This window comes from Petrotoga halophila DSM 16923 (genome assembly GCF_002924615.1).
This window is the reverse complement of the sequence record NZ_JALY01000224.1, coordinates 1-11129: the sequence shown is the minus strand read 5'-3', so window position 1 is coordinate 11129 and position 11129 is coordinate 1. Positions and strand designations below refer to the sequence as shown.

Annotated in this window: 10 protein-coding genes, 2 tRNA genes and 1 pseudogene; 6 read left to right on the top strand and 7 right to left on the bottom strand. The window is 31.9% G+C overall.

The features are described 5' to 3' along the window. Positions 1 to 138: 138 nt before the first annotated feature. The 5 genes from AA81_RS10970 to AA81_RS10950 all read right to left on the bottom strand — a co-directional run bounded on the left by AA81_RS10970 (position 139) and on the right by AA81_RS10950 (position 5379). Positions 139 to 609 (bottom strand): RrF2 family transcriptional regulator, encoded by a 471-nt coding sequence (locus AA81_RS10970; RefSeq protein WP_103899016.1) that lies wholly within the window; start codon positions 607 to 609, stop codon positions 139 to 141. 74 nt (positions 610 to 683) lie between these two features. Continuing rightward, positions 684 to 2477 carry a LysM peptidoglycan-binding domain-containing protein gene (locus AA81_RS10965; protein WP_103899015.1) on the bottom strand — a complete coding sequence of 598 codons (1794 nt, stop codon included), beginning with the start codon at positions 2475 to 2477 and terminating at the stop codon, positions 684 to 686. Further along, positions 2474 to 3136: a DUF2225 domain-containing protein gene (locus AA81_RS10960; protein ID WP_103899014.1), complete on the bottom strand. Its 663-nt coding sequence runs from the start codon at positions 3134 to 3136 to the stop codon at positions 2474 to 2476. Before AA81_RS10960 ends, AA81_RS10965 begins: the two co-directional genes overlap by 4 nt. Further along, positions 3133 to 4047, bottom strand: coding sequence for a signal recognition particle-docking protein FtsY (ftsY, locus tag AA81_RS10955; RefSeq protein WP_103899013.1), 915 nt, complete (start codon positions 4045 to 4047; stop codon positions 3133 to 3135). Before ftsY ends, AA81_RS10960 begins: the two co-directional genes overlap by 4 nt. Positions 4048 to 4098: 51 nt before the next feature. After that, the gene (locus AA81_RS10950; protein ID WP_103899012.1) at positions 4099 to 5379 is read right to left on the bottom strand and encodes an alpha-amylase family glycosyl hydrolase; all 1281 of its coding nucleotides are present in this window, start codon (positions 5377 to 5379) and stop codon (positions 4099 to 4101) included. 252 nt (positions 5380 to 5631) lie between these two features. Here AA81_RS10950 and AA81_RS10945 point away from each other — a divergent pair, with 252 nt between their 5' ends. Genes AA81_RS10945 through AA81_RS10935 form a run of 3 tightly spaced genes read left to right on the top strand, consistent with a single transcriptional unit; the run spans position 5632 to position 8076 of the window. Next, positions 5632 to 6006 (top strand): DUF2089 domain-containing protein, encoded by a 375-nt coding sequence (locus AA81_RS10945; RefSeq protein WP_103899011.1) that lies wholly within the window; start codon positions 5632 to 5634, stop codon positions 6004 to 6006. A gap of 16 nt (positions 6007 to 6022) precedes the next feature. Next, entirely contained in the window at positions 6023 to 7132 is a 1110-nt protein-coding gene (locus AA81_RS10940; protein ID WP_103899010.1) for a DUF4097 family beta strand repeat-containing protein, read from the top strand. A 2-nt stretch (positions 7133 to 7134) separates the two neighbouring features. Beyond that, positions 7135 to 8076 (top strand): hypothetical protein, encoded by a 942-nt coding sequence (locus tag AA81_RS10935; protein WP_103077881.1) that lies wholly within the window; start codon positions 7135 to 7137, stop codon positions 8074 to 8076. On the opposite strand, the gene AA81_RS10930 is transcribed toward AA81_RS10935, so the two are convergent. Beyond that, positions 8077 to 8802 carry a WecB/TagA/CpsF family glycosyltransferase gene (locus AA81_RS10930; RefSeq protein WP_245863603.1) on the bottom strand — a complete coding sequence of 242 codons (726 nt, stop codon included), beginning with the start codon at positions 8800 to 8802 and terminating at the stop codon, positions 8077 to 8079. 205 nt (positions 8803 to 9007) lie between these two features. Between AA81_RS10930 and tig the strand changes: the two genes are divergently transcribed. The 3 genes from tig to AA81_RS10915 all read left to right on the top strand — a co-directional run bounded on the left by tig (position 9008) and on the right by AA81_RS10915 (position 10543). Continuing rightward, positions 9008 to 10354, top strand: a complete 1347-nt coding sequence (tig, locus tag AA81_RS10925) for a trigger factor (protein WP_169926235.1) — start codon at positions 9008 to 9010, stop codon at positions 10352 to 10354. A gap of 31 nt (positions 10355 to 10385) precedes the next feature. Continuing rightward, positions 10386 to 10462, top strand: a tRNA-Asp gene (locus AA81_RS10920). Between the two features lie 4 nt (positions 10463 to 10466). Next, positions 10467 to 10543: transfer RNA gene (locus tag AA81_RS10915), tRNA-Cys, on the top strand. 73 nt (positions 10544 to 10616) lie between these two features. Here AA81_RS10915 and AA81_RS14905 read toward each other — a convergent pair. Further along, positions 10617 to 10859: pseudogene (locus AA81_RS14905) on the bottom strand (PUA domain-containing protein); the annotation flags it as partial. Positions 10860 to 11129 lie beyond the last annotated feature (270 nt).

The following is an 11129-nucleotide window of genomic DNA, read 5'->3' as shown; positions in this document are numbered from 1 at the left end:
TATTTTCCCTAAAAACTTCTTCAATTCTAATTACTTTCCAATTTTTTGAAGAATTACTTCGATTTTCAAAGAGCATTTTGGATAATTATCCAATATTTTAGTTCTTTTTCTTCTTGCCTTAACTTAATTTACCTTTAGTTAATCGTTGCTTTGACCTATTTCTGAAGTGGGTATTTCTGAGATCTTGATCTTTGCTATTTTTCTTCCGTAATCAATTATATCTTGCAAAGTCATTTTGCTCAACTCTAGCATGATAGAATTATTAACCCTTTTCCATACAAATTCAACAGCACACTCTATTTCCAACGAACATTCTCCAACAATACAATCAAAAGATTGAAGCGGTTTATCTAAAACTTGAATAATTTCACTCAACGGTAAATCTCTTGGATTTTTGGCCAAAGCATACCCACCAAATTTACCTCTAACAGATTTGACTATTCCTGCATCACGTAATTCTATAAATATTTTCTCAAGAAAGTCCTTTGGTATGCTTTGTCTTTCAGATAATTCGCTGATAGGAACTTTCTCTTTTCCTTCATCTTCGTTTAATACGGCTAATTCAAACAAAGCCCTTAAAGCATAACTGCTTTTAACAGTAAGAGACATATTTTATTCCTCCTTTTAAATAAACGTTTCATCTATTGCTTAACTCCCAACATAGAAATATCAAGATTGTATCTTTATACGTTTGATTTTCTACCGACTACGTATACAGTTAAATTCTGTAAACTATTATTAGCTAACCTCACATCGTTTACATATATATCAATTTTATTACCCAAAACTTTGGCTCCTGTATCTTGAACCTCAAAATAGCCATTATTGGGAAGATCCGACAATTCAGGTATATATACTATTGTTCCTAAAGGCAAGACATCAGGATCTGCTGCAATTGTTTTGTACGATGTTGGTTTTTCTCCAGACCTTGTTAGCCTAAAAGTTGGAGAATAGACAAGTTTGTCATCCCATTCAGTGTAATAGGTTGCTTGGAATTCTCCGATCATATTGTAAAAAAGTTTCAACGGGTCTCTTGGTTCTCCGTTCTTCCACAATTCAACCGTTACAATACTACCTGCGTTAGCAATTCCTAACGAAGTATTCGAATCGACCCATTTACCCTCATCAACATATGGTGTTTTTATATTCCCAATGATACTTATAATAGCATTTCCATGATCGATTTTTATATACCAATTGTTGTTTGTTAATTTTCCGGTCTCAATTACTCTACCTGGGAGAACTGGATAAACTTGTTCAGTTTGAACCAAAACTCCTATCCCACTAGAAATTCCGGCAGCATTCCTTTCTCCAAACCTTACAACAATTTTTTCATAATTTGCAAGTGAAGTTTTAGGAAAAGGCCACCTGATATACTCTTCAATATTATTTACTGGTATGATTAATTCTTGTCCTACTTTAATATTTGTGGACTGTAAATTGTTGGCTTGCAGAATAATTTGAACACCTTTATTTCCTAATTTAAAAGCATTTGAAATACTTATCAGAGTATCCCCTGATTTAACTTGATACCTTACTTCGTTTGAATTCTCAAATAGATACTTGGTTTCAGCCTCTCCTACGGATCTATAAAGTTGATCGATCTTCATTTCAATATTTTGTATTTGACCAAGATATTTCTCGTTAAATGAATTTGGTGGTTGAGTAATAACCTTTTGAAGGTCATATTTTACATTGTCTACTTCCTTATTTAAAGAAGCAACCTTGTTTTCTAAAGATTTAACATTTAGTATATCTTCGCTCTGATTTTGATAATAAAATTTCGAAACGGTCTCTTCAGTTTTATAATCTACTATGTTTTCAACATATTTTTCTAAATTGAGTTTGTCTACTTCTTGTTGTACAAGCTCTTTTATATTTCCGTTTTCCAAAAAGTAAAACTCAGAGTTTTTAAAACTTTGTTCTAAACTATTAACCTTTTCCGTTAGTGAGTTCACAGTATCTAAGAGAATTTTTTGATCATTTTTCGGAATATTGTTCACAACATTCTGTAATTCGGTGATCTGAATTTCCAACTGAGATACTCTTTGATCTAAATTAGTGTTTGTGAAATTATTAACCTTTTGTTGAGAGACATTGTAAATTTGATTTTCTAAACTTTGAACTCGTTGATCTAAATCCAATAGTTTATCAATAGCTTCAGAACTCCGCCCTTCATACAGATAATTCTCTAAGGTTACTACCCTGTTATCAATATTGGTGTACTGATCTTTTAGGCTTTTTGTCATATCATAAGCATAACTGTTATTCTTTGAAATTTGATAAATTTCGTCAGATAAACTGTTAATTTTTTCTTCCATTTGAGTTAAACGCTCATCTAAGGCATCCAACTGATTTTGAATTAACTCTAAATCTTTGTTTGGTAAAGTTGTTTCTTGCGAAGTTGGTTGAAAAACCGTACACCCAGATAAGAAAAATACCAAACCTAACAAGAAAATCCAAAACAATTTCCTCACTTTAATTCACCCCTTAGAAATTTCGCAGCCTTTAAATATGGATTTGTAGGATTATTATAATTTTTTAACAAATAATCAAATAGTTTCGCCGCTTCTTTTCTATTATTCAATCTATAGTTTATATACCCCAGATAAAACAAAGAAAATATGTAATCTTCTTCCGAAAATGTTTCATAGTTCTTTTCAATTATCTTCCCACAATAGTAAAGTATTCCTAACTCTTTTTCTTCTTCATTTTGTTCACGGTAATACCAAGCGAATTTTATTAGAATTTTTACTACTTCACTGGGTAGTTCCAAAATTGTGTAAATATTGGCTGCTATCATAAGTTGAGTTGCATAAAATTCGTGAGATTTTGAAGAAGAATTATCTACTTCGGGAAGAGATAATTTATTTATCTTATTCAAAAACAACTTAACTTGCTCAATATTTTGAGAATTTAAGTATTCATATATATAATCTTTATCTTTTTCCTGAAAAGTAAAATAGCAATGAGGACAAGTAATTAAAGAATAGAGAGATACATTAATATCTCTGTATTCAGGTCTCAAATCTAAATCATAAGAACTTACTTTTATAGACGTTGAAGCTACTTTATCAAATGAAAATTCTTTTTGACATATTGGGCACACCGCAAAATCTCTAATGAAATCTTTCATTCTACCTCATCAACACCTAATAATGCATTACAATAGGATTGAGGATCAAAAATTTGTAAGTCGTCTTCTTTTTCCCCAAAACCCACTAGCTTTATTGGGATATTAAGTTCATGATTTATAGCGAAAGCTATACCACCTTTGGCGGTTCCATCGAGTTTAGTTACGACTATACCCGTTATATCTATGGCTTCTTTAAAAGCTTTTGCCTGAGAAATCCCGTTTTGACCAGTAGTTCCGTCAAGAACTAAGAGTGTTTCATGAGGAGCTCCTGGAACTTCCCTTTCAACCACACGCCTTATTTTTTTCAATTCATCCATTAAATTGCTTTTTGTGTGCAAACGTCCTGCAGTATCTATTAACACTATATCTTTACCTCTTGATTTTGCGTGCGTTATTGCATCGTACACCACGGCTGCGGCATCTGAACCTTTTTGGTGAGCTATTACAGTGGTATTTAACCTATTACCCCACTCTTTAAGCTGCTCAATTGCAGCAGCCCTAAATGTATCTGCGGCAGCTAAAACAACTTCTTTACCTTGGCTAGAATACATCTTTGCTAACTTAGCAGCAGTTGTAGTTTTACCGCTACCGTTTACTCCAACAATTAATATTACATAAGGTTTTTGCTGAAAGTCGTTAACTACTTCGTCTTTCTGTAAATTTTCCACTAAAATATCTCTCAATAATAAAAGGGGATCATTGTAAGAATTATCAGCTTTATACCTACTTTTTAACTCTTCCAAAATTTCATGGGAAACTTCAACACCCATATCAGACATTATTAAAATCTCTTCTAATTCTTCCAATACATCATCGTCGAGAACTTTACCTGAAAAAATAGTTTTGATATTTTTAAATATGGTATTTCTCGCTTTACTCAAACCATTTTTGAACTTTTCAAAAATTCCCATTAATATGCCTCCATTATATCAATCTAAGGTTAATTTAGATTATACAATATTTTATTTTGTTTTAATAATAATAGGTAATTTGCTGATTACAAAGAAGTATTGTATAGAAACAATCTCGTTAGTTATTAAATCCGTTCCATATAAAGTAAAATCTACTGGTATTTCTCCATATCTATCTTCCAAATTTAATATGGTAGTGTATTCATCCTCTTCTCCACTCCATTTGATCATTATTATACCCTCAGATAACTCTCGAATAGAAAATTGGTCACAGGTTGATTTAATCTCTTTGGTCATGTTAACAATCTTCTTAAAGAAGCTTAAAAATTCATAATCACCTTTGTCCCACTTAATCGGATCCTTTTCGAAAAGGTTAGGTAGTTTTTCCATCATTAATTCTTGTCCAGCATATATTAAAGAAGCTCCTGGCAAAAGATTATAGAAAACAGTCCAATTTTTGATCTTGTTTTTCCCTTCTAAAACTGATGCTATTCTTGGATTATCATGATTTTCTAAAAAACGCATCTTAATAGAATTTTTTGGAAATATTGTATTCTGCAAAAAAACATGATCAAAATAATGATTCAAATCTCTCTCCCCAGAAAAATAACTTTTTAGATAATAGAAGCCATCATAATCGTATGTAAGATCAAAGCTTTGATAAACCTCTGAATCTGAATGAACATTGTACCCTCTAGTTCTGAGATCATGAATAAATTTTGGATCAAGAGTTTCTGCCAACCAAATAACTTCCTTTTTCTGGTTCAATCGTTCTCTAGCTTTTTTCCAGAACTCTAAAGGTACAAGTGGTGCTACATCACATCTAAAAGCATCGACGCCAAGATCAACCCAGCTATCTAAAACTTTTATTAGATAGTCCCATAAATCCTTATTCTCATAATCCAAATCGTAAACATCCATCCAATCTTCAACTTTTCTGGTTAATTTTCCGTTTTCATCTTTCACAAACCATTCCGGATGTGTTTCAACCAGCTTTGAATCCAAAGAGGTATGATTGAAAACAATATCGATCATTATTTTTAATCCGTTATCATGTGCCTTGTCTATTAATCTTTTAAAATCCCTCTTATTTCCAATTTCTTTAGATATTTCTTCGTAATCTTTTATCGAATAAGGACTTCCATGAGTACCTTTTCTACCAACTTTCCCAATAGGATAAAAAGGCATAAACCACAGTATATCTGTCCCCAAAGCCTTAATACGTTCAATATCGTTGTATATATCATTAAAAGTTCCAGCATTTCCATAATTTCTAACAAAAACTTCATAAATTACAGAACTTTTTAACCAACTAGGTGAGTCTATTGCCACGATTGGACCTCCTCAAAGTGTATTTTTTCTTTGAATTACAATAAATATTATATCATCGATTATATCAAATACCTACCCCTTTTTTTAAAATTTTTATATTAAAACCTTTAGTTTAATTTTTTTATTTAGAAAATCAAAATTTTTGCATTAAAACTTGACATTTTTAAAGTTTTATGTTATAATTTTTTCAAAATAACGTGAGAGTCTATCAAAATATCATCAAAAACATAAAAAATAATAGGAGGTCCTAATATGTCAAAATACCGTTTATCCAAATGCCCGGTATGTGGGGGTAAGTTAAATATCATAAAATATCGATGTGAAGAATGCGGAACTGAAATATCTGGCAATTTCGAATTAGAAGAATTTGCTCAATTAACAAACCAACAATTAAATTTTTTGAAGATTTTTATTAAGGTTAGAGGAAATTTATCGGAATTACAAAAAGAACTTGGTATCTCTTATCCTACAGCAAAAGCAAGATTAGAAGAAGTTGCAACAGCAATGGGGTACGAGTCTGAAAACATTGAAAGTAGAGAAAAAACCCTTGAAATCCTTGAAAAGATTGAAAAAGGAGAGATTACCCCTGAAGATGCAAAAGAATTATTAAAAAAATACAAAAAATAAAAAGGAGTGATTTTGAATGCAAAAGATTGATTTGAATGATGTAAAATCTATTAAAATAAAGGCCAAAAATTTTCACGGAAGAATAAAAATTTGCCACAGTGAAATAACATATCTCGAATACGGAGATCAAGATATTAACGTCAGGACTGCTTGGAATTCAGATCATACAAGCGTATCAATCGACATTGATTATGAAAAAGGTGATTTCTTATCAAAATTTTTTTCTTTCTCTAAAATGTTCCATGAAGTACCTATTAATTTGTACATAGGTGATCAAGTTAACGATATAACGTTAGACTTATCATCAGCTGATATAGAAACGGACTTGGATTCTACTAACTTATATAATTTAGCGATCAAAACACGATCAGGAGATGTAGATATTATTGGATCTAATCAAACTAAAACTTTGAAATCTTTAAGGGTGGATACTGGGTCTGGGGATGTGAGTATCGACTTAAATAACAGTGAGATGGATGAATTGATTTTAAAAGGAGCTTCTGGAGATTTTGAAATTCACAACGTAAATATATCATATGGTGATTTTAGCATGGCTAGTGGCGATGTTCTAGTTCAAAACTCTAAAATTGTAAATCTTAAGTTAAGTGTGGCTTCCGGTGATGTCTTAATAAAAAATTCTATCGTGAAAGTAGCAAACTTTAAATCAGCTAGTGGTGATATCTCTGTAGATTCCTTAGACAGAGATTTTTATTGTATTGTAAACACTGCTTCCGGAGATATAAATCTAATAGTTCAAGGAAGAGAGAAAATCTATTTAGAAGCTCCAATACATAGATATTCTTCATCTATAAGATCAAACGTCGATTTAGTTCAAAGTAGTGATTCTTCTACTATGCCCAAAAAAAGAGTTTTAAAAATTAATGTAATGAGTGGAGATATTAGTATCAAAGGTGTAGATCTTCATGAGAAAATCATAGAAGAAGTGGAGAAAGAAGAAAGCAAAGATATTTCCAAAGGCGACGAATTCTTAACCATTGAAGAAAAAAAGATATTGTCTTTATTAAAAGAGGGAAAGATTTCTCGATCTTTTGCGATAGAACTTTTAAAAGAGTTGGGATACTCTGAAGAGCTTGCAGAAAAATTTTTAAAGGACAGGGGGGAGTAATTATGCAAGGAAGATTAATACTGATCGCGCTAGGTATTTTAATAGTTTTATCAGTCATTTTCAACGAATTCTTAGTTAGTTTTAACTTGTTAGAATTCTTTTTTACATTGATTTTTCTTGGATACGGACTAACCTTTTTCAAAAAAAGAAACGTAGGAACTTTAGGAAGTCTAATATTTGGAATAATACTGTTGCTAGACACATTTGAGTTGTTCCCCACTTCACTAAATTTTTGGGAATTGGTTCTATTGATGATCGCATCTTATATTATTGCTGCTGGATTTAAAGGGCTGTTCCATATAAGAAAGCCCCACTTAAAGATTAACAAATCGATAATATCTGAAAATCTTCCTCCTAAATTTATAGGTGACACACTTGATTTATCAACAGATGTAGACTGGAGCTCTGTAACTATTGACTCTTCTAAGATAGAGACACCTGTAAAAGTAAAAGCTGTGATTGATAATGATATATATTCTTTTAAGAAAGAATATGACTCTTCTAAAGTCGATATTTTGAACAAGCTGAAAGTATCCAACGTAAAAGTACCTGAACGGGCAAAGATAACTGTATATTTAAACGAAAATATTAATTACAATTATCAAGCAAAATTGAACGTTAGCGTAGCCTTTTTTGATCTGAGACAAATTAAAACACGAGAAGTAAGAATAAAATCTACCGCATCTAAAATCACTTTGATACCATCTCAAAAGGATAATACCACAGTTGACGTAGACTCTGAAGTTTCAGCAATAAATATAAAATTGCCAGGGGATGTTGCTTTAGTATTAAACCATGTTGGGGATTTGAATTTCAAAAATTTTGGACGAATGTACCAAAGAGAAGATGGAACTTATGTTTCTGATAATTTCTCGGAAGCATCTTACACTTGTTATCTGAACATTTCCTCTGAGATTTCGCGTCTAAATATAGAATTTATATAATTAATCTTTATTTCTATACAAATTCATATAAAATTTAAATAAATCAGGTAATTTTTTGAATCGATGGGGCTCTTCAAACATTCTATACAACCATTCTAATCCAAGCTTTTGAAAGAAAAGAGGAGCCCTTCTCGTAACACCAGCAAATACGTCAAAGCTACCACCAACTCCCATCATAAGCTTTGCTTGTAACGTTTCATAGTTTCGGAAAATAAAGGATTCCTGTTTTGGAATTCCCATCCCTACAAAAAGGAGATCTGTTTTACTATCATTAATTTTTCGAACAACCTCTCGTTCAGCATTTATATCAAAATACCCATGATGAAATCCAACAATATTTACGTTGAACATTTTCTCAATTATTTGAGCAGCTTGTCCAACCACACTCTCTTCTGACCCAAGCAAAAATATTCTATAATTATTTATTTCAGACAATTCTAATAAATATTTCATTGTATCTATACCGGGGCATCTTTCCGTCTCTATTCCTTTCTTTTTGAGTAATTTAACTATTCCCACCCCATCAGGAATGGAAAAAGAAGCTTTATTAATGGCTTTAGAATATTCGTTACCCTTTAAATATTCCATATACATCAACGCATTTAAAGTAACTATCCAAAGCTTCTCTTTTCCAATTTGATCTTCGATAAAAGAATAAATATCATCTTGACTGCCATAAACCATCGGGATATCTTTCAAAAGAAAACGTCCAACCAATATATTCACCTCTAGTAACTGCTTCGAATCGAAATATTGTATCACAATTAAATTGAAATTTCTATAAATAATTATACAAATAAAAGGTTGAATTAAGAAAAATGTTTACACTATAAAAACAAAAATTGACGTTTAATTAACCAAATTCCTTATCTTTCATTGTATAATACTTTGAACTTTGATGATAAAACTTCTCAAATTAGGAGGAAGGATCATGGAAAAAACTTTACTTAGCCAAGACAAAAATGTTAAGAAATACCTCATCAAATTTTCTAAAGATGAAATTAAAAAAATTGAAGATCAAATCGTTCGGGAAATTAATCAACATTACACCTTTGAAGGATTTAGAAAAGGTAAGGTCCCCAAACAGGTTATTAAGTTGCGCTTAGGTCCCGATTTCAATAATATGTTATTAGAAGAAGCGGAACATGAGCTGGATCACAAAATCAGAGAAGAAGAAAAGTTGCTTTTCCCAATTATTGTTGAATCAAGAGCTCAAGATGAGGAACACATAGAATTCGAGGTTTTACTTCACACCTATCCTGAAATTATAAAAACAGAATTTGAAAATATTACGGTTAAAATCCCTGAATCTAAAGAAGTGGTTGAGGACTTTGTACAAAGAAGATTGAATGATTTACTGGAGAGCAACGCAATATTAGATCCCAAAGAAGAACCCATACAGTACGGAGATTATGTAAGAATTAATTATGATTTAGTAGATGAAAACGGTGAAGTGATCAAATCTGATGAAGAAGAGGAAATAATAGTTAGAGAAGATGATGAAAGAGAACTCGTTAAAAAACTCATAGGAAAAACTACTGGTGAGGAATTTGAATTAGAAAAAGAAGATCAAGACAAAAAATTGATTCAAAAAGTTCGAATTGCACAAGTTTATACAAGAAAACTTCCTGAACTGAACGATAATTTCGCAAAAGAGCTGAATATTGAAGTAGAAACATTGAACGAGTTGAAAGAGACTTTGAGAAAAGAAGGAGAAGATGCCGTTAAAAATTGGCAGGATCAATTTGTGGTTAACTATATCTTATCGGAGTTACCTAATTATGTGGATATTGATATATCTGATGAAAGTGTAAATTATTATATTGATGCAACTATAAATGATCTTAAAAACAAGGGTAAATACGAAGAAAACTTAAAAAAATACGATAATGACGAAAATAAATTGAGAGAGGAAATCAAAAAGAGTGCATTGAATTGGATAAAAGAGATGGTTGTCATCGAAAAACTATCCTTAGAAAACGATATCAAAGTAGGAAACGAAGAGTTATCACAAGAGATCAAGAACTTTTCAACTATGTATGGTTTACCTTTCTCACGTGCTCAGGAAATAATAAGCTCAAATCCTGAGCTATCTAATGAAATTCTATGGAACAAATTAAGAGAAAAAGTAGCCCAATTCATCAAAGAGAAAGTACAAATAGTTGAAATATCAAAAGAAGAGTTCGAAGGTGAAAATGTAACCCCAACCGAAGATCAAAAAGAAGAAAAAGTAAATACTGATAATGAAGCAAGTGAAGAAGAGACTGGACAAAATTAGAATTATATGATAAAATACATTTGAAGTTGAAGGGGACGTGGTGAAGCTGGTTATCATGCCGGTCTGTCACACCGGTGGCCGCGGGTTCGAGTCCCGTCGTCCCCGCCAATTTGGCAACGTAGCCAAGGGGTCAAAGGCGGCGGTCTGCAAAACCGCTATTCGAGGGTTCAAATCCCTCCGTTGCCTCCATTATAACTAAATTATCCCTGTGTATTACTTCTTCAGGTCCAAAGTTTTCTTTGAATGTAAGTATTTCATCGGTTTTTTTACCAATTATTTCTTTTAATTCCTCGGAAGAATAGTTTATTAAACCTTTTCCAATGCTTTCTCCTTTTTTATTAGATATCAAAACCAGATCTCCGACGGAAAAACTACCTGATACACTTATAATTCCTACCGCTAACAGACTTTTTCCTTTTAAAAGTGCTTCATGGGCTCCATTATCCACAATCAATTTGCCTTTTGGCTTTAAGCTGAATTGAATCCATCTCTTCCTTTTGCTCATCCTTTTTCCTTTGGGTAAAAAGGTTGTACCAAGGTTAAACTGCCTATTTTCAATATTATCCACAGCCTTTGTAATAATACTCTCTTCATAAGATGGGAGAATTGTTAAAGGTATTCCTGAGGCGATGGAAATCTTTGCTGCTTTTAATTTTGAACTCATCCCGCCGGTACCTAGTTTACCACTTTTTCCATTAGCAAGATTTTCAAGCTCAGGAGTAACTTCTTCAACAATATTGATCAGTGATTTCGGGTTACCTAAATCTTTCAACAA